We start from the raw sequence: 16,008 nt of genomic DNA, 5'->3' as shown, positions 1-16,008 counted from the left end.
GTCAGTCGCTGGTCACCCCGACCGTAGGGCCGCCCCGACGGGGTCCGCAACCCGCGCACCCGCGCACCCGCGCACCCGCGGTGCCGCGGTGCCGTTCGGACGGCCGGAGGCCGCGAGACGCCAAGGGCCCCACCCGCTTCGCGCGGATGGGGCCCCGGCCGTCGGACGTGTCGTCCGGTCAGTTCAGCCGGGTCACGGCTTGAACTGGACCTCCTGCGGGTCGTGGTCGCTGGTCTGGTTGGCGAACTCGGAGTTCACGTGGACCACCTGGTAGACGGGCTTGGAGACGCCCGAGGTCACCAGGATGTGGTCGAGGACCTCGGAGATGCCCTCGTAGTCGTAGGTGTACTGCTCGTTCACCGGCAGCGTGCTGATCAGGTCGGTGAGGATCGACTTGCCGGTGCCGTCGCCGGTGCCGGTGCGCAACTGGGTCAGCGACGGGCTGAACTGGTAGTCGTTCAGGTCACCCAGGACGACGACGTCGGACTTCTTGTCGATGGCCAGGATCTGCTGGACGAAGTCGTGCAGGATCTGGGCCTGGGCGGTGCGCTGCAGCGCCGAGGTCTGCTGCGGGTACTGGTAGCGGCCGTCCGCGTTCTGGTCGCCGAGCTTGGCGTCGAAGTGGTTGGCGATGACGAAGACCGGCTTGCCCTTGAAGGAGAACTCGCCGACCAGCGGCTTGCGGCTGGAGGTCCAGGCGTAGCTGGAGGGGTCCACCCGGCCGGGGGACAGGGTCAGCGCGGGCTCGCCGTGCAGCTTGTAGACCTGGGTGCCGGTGGTGGAGCGGTTCACCGAGGCGGCGCCGGTGTCGACGAAGCTCACCCGGTCGGCGTTGAAGAGGTAGACCACCCGGATGTTGCCGCCGGGCTGGCCGCCGTCCTGGTCGTTGACCGGGTCGATGCTGCGGTAGCTGTACTGCGGGCCGCCGGCGGCGACGATGGCGGTGGTGAGCTTGGCGATGGTCTGGTCGGCCGCGACGGTGCCGTCGTCGGTGGCGCCGGTGTTGTCCTGGATCTCCTCCAGGGCGATGATGTCGGGCTTGGCCAGGTTGGTGACCACGCCCTGGGCCAGCGCCGCGAACTTGCTGTCGGCGTTCTGCGGGGCCAGGTTCTCCACGTTGTAGGTGGCGATGGAGAGGTCCTTGGCGGAGCCCGCCTTGGCCGCGACCGGGGCGATGCCGCCCGACTTCACGGTGCCCAGGCTGGTGGCCGCGATCAGGTAGCCGCCGTAGGTGGAGTAGTCGATGGTGCCGATGGTCGCGCCGGTGAAGGTGTCACCCACGCTGACCTCGGGGTTGGTGCCGTTGTCGGCCACCACCTCGAGCCGGCCGGACGGGGTGGCGTTCTCCGCCGTCAGCTCGGTGCCGCCGCGGTAGGTGACCTTCTCGGTGGGCTTGGTGGTGACGTACTGCTCGCCGTAGGAGTCGGACGGGCCGACCACCCGGGCGTCGTCGACCTCGACCCGCATGCCCTCGATGGACTCGTAGTAGTCCAGCGCGGAGCGGGTGGGGGTGATCGGGGTGGACTCGATGTTGCCGCCGCCGAGGTCGGGGGCGTAGGTGCTGGGCACCGTGTCCGGGCCGAGCACGATGGCGGCGGGCAGCGCGTTGCCGGTGCTCAGGGTGATCACGGTGGGAGCGCTCAGCTCGGTCACCGAGAGGTTCGAGGTGTTGGCGGTGGTGGTGCCGCTGGCCAGCGTGTAGTAGTCGGAGACCTTGGCGGAGACCAGCACCGAGTCGCCCACCGCGACGGTGGGGGCGGAGCCGGTGTAGACGAACACGCCCTCGCTGGTGGCGGGGTTGCTGTCGGGGTTGGGGTCCTGGATCCAGAAGCCCTTGGTGCTGCCCGAGGCGCGCACGCCGGTGACGATGCCGGGGACGTTGCTGACGGTCTGTCCGTTCAGCGGCGAGATCCAGGTGGTGCCCTGGATGTCGTGGATCCGGACGGTGCCCGCCGTGGCCGTCGGGGAGGCGCTCGCCGAGGCGGACGCGGAGGCGGAGGCCGACGCGGAGGCCGAGGCGGACGGACTGGCGCTCGCCGAACCGGAGTTGACCGGGCTCGGCGTTCCGGCGCTGAAGTCGGTGCCGTTCTGGTCGGTGTCGGTGCTGTTCGCGTCGCGGGAGACCGAGGTGGTGTTGCTGGCGGCCGGGGCGTCCGCGGTGCCCTCGTGGACCACGGCGGTGCCGTAGCCGACCAGGTCGTGGACGGTCGTGTCGGCGGCGCAGTCGGCCGCGGTCTTGCAGGTCAGTGCGGTCTGGGAGTTGACCAGTGCCACGGTGCCGTTGGTGCCGCTCATGTTGATCGCGCCGGTCGCGTCCGGGGTCGGCAGGGCCTGGGTGCCCGCGGTGCCGGCGGCCTCCTGGACCAGGTACGAGCCGCCGGGGGCGATGCTGCCGGTCAGCGCGGTGACCTGCCAGGTCGTCGTCGCTCCGGGCGCGGCCGAGATGTACTGGACCGACCAGGTGCTCAGGTCCACGGCGGTGCTGCTGTTGTTGTGCAGTTCGATGAAGTCGTTCGTGAGTGTGGCACCGGAGTTGCCACCGCCACCGTAGACCTCGTTGACGACCACGTCGCCGGAGACGGTGGCGCTGGCGCTGGTGGGAACCAGAGCGAGGGCACAGACGGAGGCTGCGGCAGCGGTTGCAGCCAGCAGCGCGCGGGATCTGGACACGGTCCTCCTAGACCTGGGGCCGAGCATGCACGTGGAGCAGTGCCGGGGGAGTACTGACCCGAATTCAGGTCACATCATGGGCCGTTCCGGTTAACCCCGCATGACACTTCGGAATACTGCTGCCACAAAGTTTCGATCGATCATCGTCCCCGGTGGGAGGTGGTCTACGCGCATTGGCTACGGGCGTAGATTTTGACGCTGGTTCGGGAGGGTTTGTCCGGTTCAGCCGGTGACCTCCACCTCCCGTCGGTCCGTGGGCAGTTCCGTGGTGGGGGTCGGCGGTCGGGTGTGCCGTACGGCGGTGCCGGCCAGGGCACCCACCAGGGCCAGGCCGGCGGTCACCCACATCGCCGCGCTGAAGCCGTCGGTGAAGGTGCGCGCCGAGGCGTAGCTGCCGGAGGCGGTGAAGACGGCCGCGCACAGGGCGACGCCGAAGACGCCGCCGAGTTGGCGGAGCATGTTGAAGGCGCCGGAGGCCTGGCCGATCTCGGCCGGGGCCACGGCGGTGACAACGGCCTTCTGCGCGCAGGGCATTGCCATGGAGATGCCCAGGCCGCTGATCAACAGCGGTGCGACCAAACGGTCGTAGGGGAGCGAGGGGGTCGCCTCCAGCGCCAGCCATGCGCCGCCCGTCGCCTGCAGCAGCATCCCGGCGACCAGCAGCGGACGTTCGCCGAGGCGGTCGGCCAGGCTGCCGGCGACCGGGCCGCAGACCATCAGCACCCCGGTCCAGGTCATCAGCCGCAGTCCCGCCGCCAGCGGCCCGTGGCCGAGGGCGGTCTGCAGGTACTGCGCGAGGAAGAACAGGGTGCCGTAGAGGCCCGCGGTCAGGCAGAAGTTGGACGTGTTGGCAGCCGCGAAGGTGCGGTTGCGGAAGAAGCGCATCGGCAGCATCGGGGCCGCGCTGCGCAGCTCCCAGCCGACGAAGCCGACCGTCAGGACCGCTCCGGCGACCAGCGCGCCGAGGACCTCCGCGCTGCCCCAGCCCGCGTCGTTGCCCCGGACCAGGCCCCAGACCAGGCCCAGCGCTCCGCCGGTGGCGAGGGCGACGCCGGCGGTGTCGAAGCGCACGGTGGGCCCGGTGCTCTCGTCCAGGCGCAGCCGGACCAGCACCACGGCGACCAGGCCGATCGGGATGTTGATCCAGAAGATCCACTGCCAGGCCAGCCCCTGCGCGACCGCTCCGCCGACGAAGGGGCCGCTGCAGGTGGCCAGCCCGGTCAGCCCGCTGAAGAGGCCGAGGGCGCGCCCCCGCTGCCGGGGCGGGAAGGCGGCGCTGAGGTGGGTCATCGCCAGCGGCAGCACCAGTGCCGCGCCCGCGCCCTGGACCGCGCGGGCGGCGATCAGCGCACCGATGCCGGGCGCCAGCGCGCAGGCCGCGGAGGCGGTGGTGAACAGGCCGAGGCCGACGGCGAGCATCCGGCGACGGCCGTAGCGGTCGCCGAGGGCGGCGCCGGTCAGCAGCAGGACGGCGAAGCTGAGGATGTAGGCGTTGACGGTCCACTGGAGGGTCTCCAGGGAGGCGCCGAGATCGCGGCGGATCGTGCTGAGCGCCGTGGCGACCACGGTGCCGTCCATGGCGATCATGAAGGAGGAGGTCGAGGCCAGGGCGAGGACCCAGCGCTGTTTCGGGGTGCTGACGACGGAGGACATGCTCACTGCTCCTCGGAGCGATAGCGGTCGGGACGGGTGGCGAATCACCCGGTACCGATCCGGGGGGTCGCCCCGATTCACCGATGAGTTCCGCTCACCGCCGGGATCAGTACTCGTCGGGGCCGAGGACGGCACACACTGGGACCGAGTAGGGATGGCGATGGCGATGGTGGAGACCATGGAGCGCAGCGAGGACTTCGTCCGGCTCACCGATCCGTTCCGGCGGGAGCTGCTGGCGCACTGCTACCGGATGCTGGGGTCGGTGCACGACGCCGAGGACCTGCTGCAGGAGACCATGCTGCGGGCCTGGAACTCCTTCGGGCGGTTCGAGGGGCGCTCCTCGCTGCGCACCTGGCTGTACCGGATCGCCACCAACGCCTGTCTGCGCGCGCTGGAGGGCCGCAGCCGGCGGCCGCTGCCGTCCGGGCTGGGGACGTCCAACAGCGCGCTGGACGGGCCGCTGCGGCGGCCGCTCCCGGAGGTGCCCTGGCTGCAGCCGATCCCGGACGCGCTGATCGGCTTCGGGCCCGGTGGCACCGACCCCGCCGACCCGGCGGCCGTGGTCGCCTCGCGGGCCGGGGTGCGGTTGGCGCTGGTCGCGGCGCTGCAGTACCTGCCGCCGCGGCAGCGGGCGGTGCTGATCCTGCGTGAGGTGCTGGACTGGCGGGCGGCCGAGGTGGCCGAGCTGCTCGGGGTCTCGGTGTTCGCCGTCAACAGCCTGCTGCAGCGGGCCAGAGCCCAGATCGACCAGGCCGCGCTGGCGGAGGAGCGGGTGCGCGAGCCGCGCGACCCGCGCCGGCGGGCGCTGCTGGACAGCTATGCCGCCGCGTTCGAGGCCGGGGACATGGCCGCGGTGAGCCGGCTGCTGGCGCGGGACGTGGTGCTGGAGATGCCGCCGCACCCGGACTGGTTCAGCGGGCGGGACGCGGCGGTGCGGTTCCTGTCCACCCGGGTCCTGATCACCTCGCAGCGGATCCGGGCGGTGCGGACCGCGGCCAACGGGCAGCCGGCGCTGGCGACCTACCGGCTGGATCCGGACGGCAGCCTGCACGCCCACTCCATCCAGGTGCTGACGCTGGATCAGGACGGCGGCGCGGTCACCCGGATCAACGCCTTCCAGGACCTGTCGCTGTTCCCGGTGTTCGGGCTGGAACGGGTCCGCCCCGCCGAGGAGCGGACCTCGGCGGGGCGGGGCGTTGCGGTGGACGGGTCGGCTACGGGTAGCTGACCAGGTCCGCCACGTTGGTGGAGGAGTTGGACGGGCCTCCGGTGCTGTTGACGATGTGGCTGATGGTGCCGACGCCGCCGAGCGACACGGTGACCATGTCGTGCAGCTTCACGCCGGAGACCTGCGGGACCTCGATGGCGTGGTCCGCCACGACCGAGGAGTTGACGTTGAAGTAGCAGTACACGCCCAGCCCCCAGGCCTCGTGGCTGGTGACCCCGGCGGCCACCTTGTAGGCGGCGTAGCCGTTGGTGCTGCCGTTCATCCAACTGGCCTGGTTCGGCGGGTCGTACGGGAGCTCGTTCTGCAGGAAGTAGGTGCGGCCCCCGTTCCCGTTCCAGAGCACCGCGTACTGCTGGTAGTGCTCGGCGGCCAGCCCGTACATGGTGACGTTGGCGCCGTTGACCACCAGGCCGTTCTGCGCGGTGTTGGAGGTCCAGCCGACCCCGCTGCCGTGGTCGGCGCGCCACAGCCAGAAGTCGTCGCCGATCACGTTGTTGCTGTTGATCTGCACGCTGACGGTCGCCTTGCCGACGGCCGCGCCGCCGATGCGGGCGAAGACGTCGGACAGCACGGTCGGGTCGGCGCTGTGGTCGGCGGTCGAACCGGTCGGGCCGACCTGCAGCAGCACCGGGGAGTTGGTGGTCCCGGCGTCGAACAGCAGCCCGCCGATGCGGACGCCGTTGACGTCGGCGGTGGACATCGCGGTGACGCCGTTGTCGGCCTCCAGCGTGGCCAGGCCGAGGCCGAGCACCACGGTGTCGGCCCGGGTCACCCTGATGGTGTCGGTGAGGTGGTAGACGCCCGGGGTGAACAGCAGGTTCTGACCGGCCGCCAGCGCCGCGTTGATGGTGGCCGCGGTGTCGGTCGGCTTGGCGATGTAGAACTGGCTGATCGGCAGCGAGGTGCCGGCCGTGTTGCCGGTGGCGGACCAGGTGCTGCCGCTGCTGTTGGTCCGGTCGCTGGGCACGAAGACCTGGTAGTTGCCGGAGGAGTCGACGTAGAGGTACGGCTTCTCGGCGATGGTCGGGGTCTGCGCGACCGTGGTGTAGGGCGGGCTGGGGAAGCTGTTCGAGGGCGCGTTGGTGTCGCCGACGAAGACCATGTTCCAGTTGGAGCCGGTCCAGCTGCCCCAGGAGCTGTTGCGCGACAGCCACTGCTGCTGGCTGCCCGAGTTGATCTGCCCGTTGATCTGCGAGTCGCTCAGCGAACCGCCGCTGGACCAGCCGCCGTTGTCGTCCAGCACCATGTTGCCGGTGACGTGCACCCGGCGCATCGGCGAGGCCTGCGAGACGGCCCACTTGACCGTCCCGCTGGACGGGCTGTCGGTGAGGTTCTCGACGGAACGCCAGAAGTTCTGGGTGGCGTTGCCGCCGTCCCACTGCGCGTCGGCGTTGACGCCGCCGCCGGTGATGGTGACCTGGTTGGGGTTCTGCCCGAGGCCCAGCACCTGGGTGTAGAAGCCCACCGGGACGTTGACGTTGTACGAGCCGGGCTTGAACAGCAGGGCGTAGCGCTGGGTGCCGAACTGGTTGGTCTGCTGGCTGTTGTAGACCGCGTCGATCTGGCTCTGGATGGTGGCGCTGGACTCCGACGGGTCGAAGGTCAGCACGTTGGAGCCGAAGTCCGGGGTGCCGGCCGGCGGTGTGGTCGTCCCGCCCCCGGCGGTGGTGCTGAGGTTGAACGACTGGGCGGCGGTGCCGTTGCAGGTGTACTGCTGCAGCTGGACGCTGTCGGCGGTGGAGGCCGACGGGGTGTCCAGGCACTTGCCGCTGTTGCGGTTGACGAAGTGGTAGCTGCCACTGGCCTCGGCGACCGGCAGCCACTGCTGGTTGTTGCCGCCGCCGTAGGCCCACAGCTGGACCAGGGCGCTGTCGGCGGTGGAGACATTGGTGACGTCCCACACCTGCGCGGCGCTGTTGGCGCTGCCGACCTGGTAGTAGCCGCCGCTGGTGGCGGTGAAGACCCACTGCTGGGCGGTGGTGCCGTTGCAGGTGTACTGCTGGACCGCGGTGCCGTTGGCGGTGGCCGCGGCGGCGGCGTCGACACACTTGCCGCTGTTGACGTTGGTGACGGTGTAGGTCGTCCCGGAGCTGACGGTCGCCGAGGCGGCCGAGGCGGAGGGGACGAGCGCGACGGTCAGACCGCCGGCGACCAGCGCCGACGCGGCTATCGCCGCGCGCGCCTTCTGAGCTTTTCGCATGGGTGCCTTCCAAGGGGTCGTCGAGGTGACGACGGGTTGCGCGCGGGCGGGGTCAGCTCGGGATGGTCCACTGCTGGTTGGCGCTGTCGGCGCAGGTCCAGATCTGCAGCCGGGTGCCGTTGGCCGAGCTGGGCCCGGTGGCGTCGAGGCACTTGCCGGAGGCCGTGTTGACCAGTTCGCCGTTGCTCTGGTGCGTCCACTGCTGGGCGCCGGTGCCGTTGCAGTCGTACAGCTGGATCTGGGTGCCGTTGGCGGTGCCGGCCGCGGTGACGTCCATGCACTTGCCGAGCGCCTGCAGCGAGCCGTTGGCGGCGACGGTCCAGCTCTGCGCGCCGGTGCCGTTGCAGTCGTAGAGCTGGACCGCGGTGCCGTTGGCGGTGGCGGCGCCGGCGACGTCCACGCACTTGCCGCCGTAGCCGGTGATCGCGCCGGTCGGCGCGGTGGTGCCACCGCCGCCGCTGCTGCCGGTCAGCCCGTTGAAGATGGAGGCGAACTGGTAGGTGCTCTGCGCGGTGCCGCTGCAGGTGTCGGAGTAGGTGCCGACCGCGGCGCAGGCCTTGTCACGGCCCAGCGACCAGTACGACAGCTCCTGGATGCCGTTGCTCGCGGCGAAGCTCTCCAGGCTGGAGGCGTTGGCGGTGCTGAACACCTCGTTGGTGGAGTCGTTGACCCCGAGCATCGGGGTGTTCCCCTCCATGGCCCAGAGCTGGGCCGAGGTCTTGCTGGTCCAGATCGCGCCGAGCTGGCTGTGCAGCCCGTTGGCGGCGCTGATCGCGGCCGCGCCCATGTCCTCGTTGGGCCCGTAGTCCATGGTCATGATGTTGACCAGGTTGACGTTGAGGTTGTGGCTCTTGGCGTTGTTCAGCAGGCTGAGCGAGTTGGACTCCAGGCCGGACGGGTCCACCGGCAGGGTGTAGTCCACCGACAGCGTCTTCCCCGAAGCGGCGTACGCGGTCTGCAGGTTGGCCAGCGCCTGGTTGCGGCGGTCGTTGGCGGCGGTGTCGTTGAGCGCCGCGCCCTCGACGTCCAGGTCGACCCGGGTCAGGTTGAGCGTGTCGATGACCGTCTTGTACGCGGCCTGCAGCGAGGCGACGGTGGTGCAGGCCTGGGCCAGCTCGGTCCCGGACGCTCCGCCGAAGGAGGCGATGACGTCGCCGCCGGAGGCCCGCAGCGTGTTGATGGCGCTGGTCCAGCTCGCGTCCGAGATGGAGGTGTCGCCGTTGTAGGTCGGGGTGCAGCCGCTGCCGGCGATGACGAAGGCCAGGGTGAAGTACTTCAGCCCGGTGGCGGACTCGGCGGAGGCCATCGCGGAGGGGGAGTTCCAGGTCTCCACGTAGGGCGCGGCGTAGTGCGCCGGGAAGCCCGGGCCCGGGTTGGCGGCCGCGTGCGCGGCGCCGCTGCCACTGAGCACCAGTCCGGCTGCGGCCAGCGGGACGACGAGTGCGGCGGTGACGGCTGATCGGGCTCTGGGCATGCTGAACCTGAGCATGGCGGTGTCCTCCTGGGGACGGTGGGGGTGCGCCCGGGGACGGTGGGGGTGTTGCCCCGGGCAGGCCGACGAGCGTTCAGGAAATGAACGCTGTGAGCGCTCTCTCGGCAACTGTGCTCAGGGCCTGATTGAACTCATGTCACATGGCCACGTCAATGGTCTGGGCCAATTTGAGTTGGTAATCCGGGCGTTGTTACATCCGTCTGCCCAGCTCAGCCCGGGTGCTGTGAACTTCGATCGGGATTGCGGCCGTTGAATGGTCGTCAAGTGTTTCTGAGAGCGCTCTCATTTTCAGCGATCAACACTCAGCGGAAGAGCAACAGTCACGGCGGTCACACTCTTCGGGTGTCGGGCGTCAGAGGGGTGAGTGCCCCACCACGAAGGAGAAGTCATGAACGTCACAGTCTTCGGTGCCACCGGCGGGGTCGGCGGACAGATCGTCCGGCAGGCCCTGGAGGCCGGGCACCAGGTCACCGCCGTGGTGCGGGAGAAGGCCAGGCTGCCGCTGGTCGACCCCGGGCTGCGGATCGTCACCGCCGACGTCACCGACGGCTGGTCGCTGGTCCCGCACCTGACCGGGCGGGACGCGGTGCTCTCCGGCCTCGGGCCGCACGGCCGCAGGTCGCCCGGGATCGCCGGGGCCGCCACCGCGGCGATCGTCCAGGCGATGGACGCCGCCGAGGTCCGCCGGATCGTGGTGATCAGCGCCGCCCCGCTCTTCCCGGTCCCGGAGCACGACGCGCTGCTGCTGCGCTACCTGGCCACCCCGATGATCCGGCGGGTGCTCAAGGGCGTCTACGCGGACCTGGCGGATATGGAGGCCACACTGGCCGCCTCCGACCTGGAGTGGACCTCGTTCCGGCCGCCCCAGCTCAAGGACGCGCCGCTGACCGGCGGCTACCGCCGGACCGTCGGCGCCGCGGTGCCCAAGGGCTGGTCCATCTCCCGGGCCGACGTCGCCCACGCCATGCTCGCCGCGCTGGACGACCCGGCCACGGTCAAGCAGCCGGTGGGGATCGCCTACTGACGGCTCGCCTACTGACCGCCCGACAGCAGGTCGGTGGTGCGCGCCTGGAGCCACTGCTCCACCGCCGAGACGTGCAGCATCGCGGCGGAGGCGGCGAGCTGGCCGTCGTGGGCCTCCAGGGCGCGGAGGATGGCCTCGTGCTCCCGGTGCACCGACTCCAGCGCAGTGGCCAGATGGGCGCCGCGGACGATGCGGACCCGCTGGGTGTGCGTGGACAGGGTGTCCAGCAGCAGCGACAGAACCGGGTTGCCGACGGTGTCCACGATCGCCCGGTGGAAGGCGATGTCCCAGGCGATGAAGGTCTCCACGCTGTCGGCCTTCATGCTGCTCTCCAGCACCACCCGCAGCGCCGCCAGGCCCTCGTCGGTGATCCGGTGCGCCGCCAGCGCGGTCGCCTGCGGCTCCAGCAGCCGCCGCACCTCCAGGAGTTGGGCCGCCGAGTCGCCGTGCGAGACGTCCGCGACGAAGGACAGCTCCTCCAGCAGCAGCTGCGGCTCCAGGCTGGAGACATAGGTGCCGTCGCCCTGCCTGCTGATCAGGATCCGCATCGCGGTGAGTGCCCTGACCGCCTCCCGCAGCGAGTTGCGGGAGATCCCGAGCTGGACCGCCAGGTCCTCCTCGCGCGGCAGCCGGGCGCCGGCCGGCAGCAGGCCGGTGACGATCATCTCCTTGATCCGGGCGATCGCCTCGTCGGTGACGGCCATGGCACTCCTCGGGTCGGTCGGTACTACTCCTGCTGCTCGCCGGCGGCGAAGCGGGAGATGATCAGCGCGAGGATGATGATCGCGCCGTTCAGGAACTGGTTCCACAGCGGGGGCACCCCGGCCAGGGTCATCACATTGACGACCAGCTGCAGGGTGAGCACCCCGGTCAGCGCGCCGAACAGGGTGCCGCGGCCGCCGTTCAGGCTGACCCCGCCGATCACCGTCGCCGCGAAGACCTGGAAGATCCAGCCGCTGCCCTGGTCCGCCGAGATCGAGCCGTAGTGGCCGGTGTAGAGAATACCGGCGAAAGCAGCCAGTACCCCGCCGATGACCAGCACCGACCACACCGCCCGGTCCACCCTGATGCCCGCGGTGCGGGCCGCCTCGGTGTTGCCGCCGATGGCGTACAGCGCCCGGCCGTGCCTGAGCCAGCCCATGGCCAGGCCGCCGACCAGGAACAGCAGCGCGCAGATCCAGATCGAGGCCGGCGCCCCCAGCCAGGAGGCCCGGCCCAGGTAGGTGAAGGAGCTGGGCAGCTCCACGATTGACTGGCCCCGGGAGACCGCGATCTGCAACCCGCGAAGCATGGTCAGGGCGCCCAGGGTGACGATGAAGCCGTTCAGCCGCAGCTTCAGGATCAGGAAGCCGTTCAGCCCGCCGATCAGCGCGCCCACCAGCAGGCAGAGCGGGATCGCGGTCCAGGTCGGCATCAGGGCCAGCCCCTGGAACCGGCCGCCGTGCTGGGGCAGCACCAGCCACACCGCGATCACCGGGGCGACGCCGATGGTGGACTCCAGCGACAGGTCCATCCGCCCGGAGATCAGGATCAGCGCCTCGGCCAGCACCAGCAGGCTCAGCTCGGTGGCCTGCTGGGCCACCCCGAGCAGATTGGCCGAGGTCAGGAAGGCCGGCGAGACGATGAAGCCGATCACGCACATCACCAGCAGCACCGGGATCAGCGACAGTTCCCGGTAGCGGGCGAAGGAGAAGCCGTCCCGGGCGGCCGCCGGTTCGGAGCCGGTGCCGGTCCCCGCGCCGGCCCCTGAGCCGGCTGCCGGTGCGGCCGGCGCGGCGGCGGTGGCCTCCGCCTTCGGGGCGAGCTCACTGCTGGACATCGTCGTTCTCCCTCTCGGTCTCGTTCCGGTGCCCGCTCTGGTGCGTACCGGCGGCCATCCCCTCCATGGCGGCCACCAGCTGTTCGTCGGTCCAGCCGGGGCCGAACTCGGCGACCACCCCGCCGTGGAACATGGCCACCACTCGGTCGCAGCCGCGCAGGTCGTCCAGCTCGTCGGAGACCACCAGCGCCGAACGGCCCTGGTCGGCCACCCGGCGGATCCTGGCCAGCAGGAACTCCTTGGACTTCACATCGACGCCGTTGGTAGGGCGGATCGCCACCAGCACCTGCGGGTCAGTGGCCAGCGCCCTGGCCACCACCACCTTCTGCTGGTTGCCCCCGGACAGGGCCGAGACCGGAGTGTCCGACCTCGGCGTCTTGATGTCCAGGTCCGTGACCATCCGCTGGGCGAACTCCCGGATCCGCGACGGCAGTACGGTGCCGTAGCGGCCCAGCTGGTCGCTGACCGTCAGGGTGGCGTTCTCCGCCACGCTGCGCTGCAGCACCAGCCCCTGGGCCCGGCGGTCCTCGGGCACCAGGCCGACCCCGGCGGCCAGCGCCGCCGGGACGTCGCCGCCGCGCACCGCCTCGCCGGCCACCTCGATCCGGCCGGACCTGGCCCGGTGCAGCCCGGCCAGGGTCTCGCCGAGCCGGACGTTGCCGCTGGCCGCGCCACCGGCCAGGCCGAGCACCTCGCCGGCGTGCAGCGAGAGGGTGACGTCCTGGAAGGCACCGGGCAGGGTGAGGCCGGTGACCCGCAGCAGTTCGGCGCCCTTCCCGGTCCCGGTCGCGGTCCCGGCCGCGCCGGCGGGGGCGGCCGTCGGGGCCGACTGCTCGCCGGTCATCGCCTCCACCAGGGCGTCGGGGCTGAGCCCGGCCACCCCGGTGGTGAGGATGTGCCGGGCGTCCCGGTACACGGTGACCGTGGTGCACAGCTCGAACACCTCGGCCAGGTGGTGCGAGATGAACAGGAAGGCCACGCCCCGCTGCTGGAGCTCGCGGAGCTTGCCGAAGAGCCGGTCGATGCCCCGGGCGTCCAGCTTGGCCGTGGGCTCGTCCAGCACGATGAACCGGGCGCCGAAGGACAGCGCCCGGGCGATCTCCACGAACTGCCGCTGCTCCACCGTCAGTTCCCTGGCCCGCCGGGCCGGGTCGATGTCGACGCCGTACTCGGTCAGCAGGTCGGCGGCGCGGCGGCGCAGTTCGCGCCAGCGGATCGGACGCGGCGCTGCGGCGCTCTGCCTGTTCAAGAAGAGGTTCTCGGCGACGCTGAGGTCCGGGAGGATGGTGGAGTGCTGGTAGACGCAGGCCACCCGGGCCCGCCAGGCGTCGGTGTCGCCGAGGGCCGGGGCGGGCTCGCCGTGGAAGCGCAGGCTGCCGCTGTCGGGGCGCTGCATCCCGGTGAGGACGGAGACCAGGGTCGACTTGCCGGCCCCGTTCCGCCCCACCAGGGCGTGCGACTCGCCCGGCCGGACCGTGATCCGGGCCTGGTGGAGCGCGACGGTGGCGCCGTAGCGCTTGGAGATCCCGGTGGCCTCCACGACGGGGGCCGGGAGCTCCGGTTCTGGCTCCAGGGCTGGTTCGGGCACTCGGTCCGGCACGGGGTTGCCGTCCTTTCGCTGGGGTGCTGCGGCGCTGGGTGCGCCGTGGACGAGGCGCCGGTCACTTGCCGATGGTGTTGCCCCACAGCGTCTTGTCGTCGACGTTGGCCTTGGTCACCAGCGGGGCCGGCAGCTGGTCCTCCAGCCCGTTGGGCAGCTGGATGATGGTGGAGTTGTGGTCGGTCGGGCCCGGCTTGAAGGTCTTGCCCTGGACCGCGGCCTCCGCGTAGTACAGCGCGTACTTGGCGTAGAGGTCGGCCGGCTGGGAGATGGTGGCGTCGATCTGGCCCTTGCGGATGGCGTCGAACTCGGCCGGGATGCCGTCGTTGGAGATGATGGTGATGTGCCCGGCGGTGCCGGCCGGCTTGAGCAGCCCCTTCTGCTGCAGCAGGGCCAGGGTGGGCTGCAGGAACACCCCGCCGGCCTGCATGTAGAGGCCGTTGATGTCGGGGTGCTGGGCGAGCAGGGTCTGCAGCTTGCTGGAGGCGACCGAGCCGTCCCAGTTGGTGACCAGCGGGTAGACGGTGATGCCGGGGAAGTTCTGCTTCATGCAGGAGGCGAAGGCCTCGGAGCGGTCCCGGCCGTTGATCGAGGTGAGGTCGCCCTCGAACTCGGCGACCTTGCCCTTGCCGGCCAGCTGCTTGCCCAGGAACTGGCAGGCGTTGGTGCCGTAGGCGCGGTTGTCGGCGCGCACCACCATGTAGACCTTGCCCTTGTCGGGCCGGGTGTCGACGCTCACCACCGGGATGTTCTTGGCGGCCAGGGCGTCCAGGGTGGAGGCGATGGCCCCGGTGTCCTGCGGCGCCATCACCACGGCCTTGGCCCCGGTGTTCTCAAAGACCTGGACGTTGGCCACCAGCTTGGTGATGTCGTTCTGCGAGTTGCTGATGGGCAGGGTGGCGTCACCGTCGGCGGCGACGAACTTGTTGACGTACTGGGCGTAGGAGTTCCAGAAGTCCGAGTCGGAGCGCGGCAGGTCGATGCCTATCGGCGACTTGGCCGCACCGCCCGAGGCGGAGCTGGTGGTGCTGCCCCGGTTGCAGGCGGTGGCGAGTGCGGCGACGGCGAGGACGGTGGCTGCTGCGGCTGCGGTGCGGGATCCTGCGAGCTTCATTGCTCACTCTTTTCTCTGCCTGTGCGATCGGTGTGCAGCGGCTGGGCGCAACGGAGAATACGAGGGTGGAAGCGGGGCCGACAAGGGGTGTCCTCCGATGAATTTTCCGGAAACTGGAGGGCGGCCGTCCGAAACTCCCCGGAGCTGCGCAAAAGCTGTTGGCACTGACGGAAAATTGCTGACGGCGACCGGGGCCACCGGGCCGCGCTGAGGCGTTTTCCGGCAAGTCCTCCGATGAATACTTGTGGGGACGGCGGGGGCTGGGTAGAGTTCCCGGCAGTTGCGGAACGAGCCGGGAGAACCCGCCTCCGCTGCTTCCTGATGGAACCTCAAGAATGGGCACACAGCGTGAAGTTGATGCGCATGGGACCGGTCGGTCAGGAGCGCCCGGCGCTCCTCGGCGCGGACGGGGTGCTGCGGGACCTCTCCGGCCTCACCCCCGACATCGACGGCGCGTTCCTGGCCGGCGGCGGGGTCGAGCGGGTGCGCGCGGCGCTGGCCGCCGGATCGCTGCCGCCGCTGGACGGCACCGGACTGCGCACCGGCGCGCCGCTGGCCCGGCCCGGGAAGGTGGTCTGCATCGGGCTCAACTACCGCGACCACGCCGAGGAGACCGGAGCGGCGATCCCGCCCAGGCCGGTGGTCTTCATGAAGGACCCCGGCACGGTGGTGGGCCCGTACGACCCGGTGCTGATCCCCAGGGGGTCGGTGAAGACCGACTGGGAGGTGGAGCTGGCGGTGGTGATCGGCCGCCGGGCCCGCTACCTGGACTCGCCCGCCGAGGCGCTGGAGGCCGTGGCCGGCTACGCCGTCAGCAACGACGTGTCCGAGCGCGAGTTCCAGCTGGAGTACTCGGGCCAGTGGGACCTCGGCAAGTCCTGCGAGAGCTTCAACCCGCTCGGCCCCTGGCTGGTCACCGCGGACGAGGTGGCCGACCCGCAGGACCTGGGGCTGGCGCTGTCGGTGAACGGCACCGAGCGGCAGCGGTCCGGCACCAAGAACATGATCTTTACGGTGGCGCACATCGTCCACTACCTGAGCCAGTACCTGGTGCTGGAGCCCGGGGACGTGATCAACACCGGCACCCCGGCCGGCGTCGCCCTCGGCCTGCCCGACCACCCCTACCTGCGGCCCGGCGACGTCATGGAGCTCTCCATCGACGGCCTCGGCAGCCAGCGGCAGACCCTCGTCCCGGCATGAGCCCGGGC

The 16,008-nt window shown here is 70.9% G+C and carries 11 protein-coding genes; 3 read left to right on the top strand and 8 right to left on the bottom strand.

Going from position 1 to position 16,008, the window contains the following annotated elements:
• Positions 1 to 192 precede the first annotated feature (192 nt).
• Both ABUW04_RS34745 and ABUW04_RS34740 read right to left on the bottom strand, forming a co-directional pair.
• Positions 193 to 2,670, bottom strand: a complete 2,478-nt coding sequence (locus ABUW04_RS34745) for a lamin tail domain-containing protein (RefSeq protein WP_380568408.1) — start codon at positions 2,668 to 2,670, stop codon at positions 193 to 195.
• A 222-nt stretch (positions 2,671 to 2,892) separates the two neighbouring features.
• The gene (locus ABUW04_RS34740; protein WP_380568407.1) at positions 2,893 to 4,323 is read right to left on the bottom strand and encodes a DHA2 family efflux MFS transporter permease subunit; all 1,431 of its coding nucleotides are present in this window, start codon (positions 4,321 to 4,323) and stop codon (positions 2,893 to 2,895) included.
• 160 nt (positions 4,324 to 4,483) lie between these two features.
• Here ABUW04_RS34740 and ABUW04_RS34735 point away from each other — a divergent pair, with 160 nt between their 5' ends.
• On the top strand, positions 4,484 to 5,551 hold the full coding sequence (locus ABUW04_RS34735; protein WP_380568406.1) for a sigma-70 family RNA polymerase sigma factor: 1,068 nt from the start codon (positions 4,484 to 4,486) through the stop codon (positions 5,549 to 5,551).
• Here the strand turns inward: ABUW04_RS34735 and ABUW04_RS34730 are convergent.
• Together ABUW04_RS34730 and ABUW04_RS34725 are read right to left on the bottom strand one after the other, a co-directional pair.
• Entirely contained in the window at positions 5,538 to 7,751 is a 2,214-nt protein-coding gene (locus ABUW04_RS34730) for an RICIN domain-containing protein (protein WP_380568405.1), read from the bottom strand. The genes ABUW04_RS34735 and ABUW04_RS34730 overlap by 14 nt on opposite strands.
• A gap of 52 nt (positions 7,752 to 7,803) precedes the next feature.
• Positions 7,804 to 9,225 carry a ricin-type beta-trefoil lectin domain protein gene (locus ABUW04_RS34725; protein WP_380568404.1) on the bottom strand — a complete coding sequence of 474 codons (1,422 nt, stop codon included), beginning with the start codon at positions 9,223 to 9,225 and terminating at the stop codon, positions 7,804 to 7,806.
• A gap of 406 nt (positions 9,226 to 9,631) precedes the next feature.
• Here ABUW04_RS34725 and ABUW04_RS34720 point away from each other — a divergent pair, with 406 nt between their 5' ends.
• Entirely contained in the window at positions 9,632 to 10,267 is a 636-nt protein-coding gene (locus ABUW04_RS34720; RefSeq protein ID WP_380568403.1) for an NAD(P)-dependent oxidoreductase, read from the top strand.
• An 8-nt stretch (positions 10,268 to 10,275) separates the two neighbouring features.
• Here ABUW04_RS34720 and ABUW04_RS34715 read toward each other — a convergent pair whose 3' ends face one another.
• From ABUW04_RS34715 to ABUW04_RS34700, 4 genes are all read right to left on the bottom strand, one after another.
• On the bottom strand, positions 10,276 to 10,971 hold the full coding sequence (locus ABUW04_RS34715; protein WP_030250488.1) for a FadR/GntR family transcriptional regulator: 696 nt from the start codon (positions 10,969 to 10,971) through the stop codon (positions 10,276 to 10,278).
• A 23-nt stretch (positions 10,972 to 10,994) separates the two neighbouring features.
• The gene (locus tag ABUW04_RS34710) at positions 10,995 to 12,086 is read right to left on the bottom strand and encodes an ABC transporter permease (RefSeq protein ID WP_380568402.1); all 1,092 of its coding nucleotides are present in this window, start codon (positions 12,084 to 12,086) and stop codon (positions 10,995 to 10,997) included.
• Positions 12,073 to 13,686 (bottom strand): sugar ABC transporter ATP-binding protein, encoded by a 1,614-nt coding sequence (locus tag ABUW04_RS34705; protein WP_380568401.1) that lies wholly within the window; start codon positions 13,684 to 13,686, stop codon positions 12,073 to 12,075. The genes ABUW04_RS34710 and ABUW04_RS34705 overlap by 14 nt, the downstream gene beginning before the upstream one ends.
• A gap of 61 nt (positions 13,687 to 13,747) precedes the next feature.
• Positions 13,748 to 14,800 (bottom strand): sugar ABC transporter substrate-binding protein, encoded by a 1,053-nt coding sequence (locus tag ABUW04_RS34700; RefSeq protein ID WP_380568400.1) that lies wholly within the window; start codon positions 14,798 to 14,800, stop codon positions 13,748 to 13,750.
• 348 nt (positions 14,801 to 15,148) lie between these two features.
• On the opposite strand from ABUW04_RS34700, the gene ABUW04_RS34695 reads away from it, so the two are divergent.
• The gene (locus tag ABUW04_RS34695; protein WP_380568399.1) at positions 15,149 to 16,000 is read left to right on the top strand and encodes a fumarylacetoacetate hydrolase family protein; all 852 of its coding nucleotides are present in this window, start codon (positions 15,149 to 15,151) and stop codon (positions 15,998 to 16,000) included.
• Positions 16,001 to 16,008 lie beyond the last annotated feature (8 nt).

It is taken from the genome of Streptacidiphilus jeojiensis (assembly GCF_042510965.1).
GTDB classification, from domain to species: Bacteria; Actinomycetota; Actinomycetes; order Streptomycetales; family Streptomycetaceae; genus Streptacidiphilus; species Streptacidiphilus jeojiensis.
The sequence above is the reverse complement of the archived record's forward strand: the minus strand, read 5'-3'. Positions and strand labels throughout refer to the sequence as shown.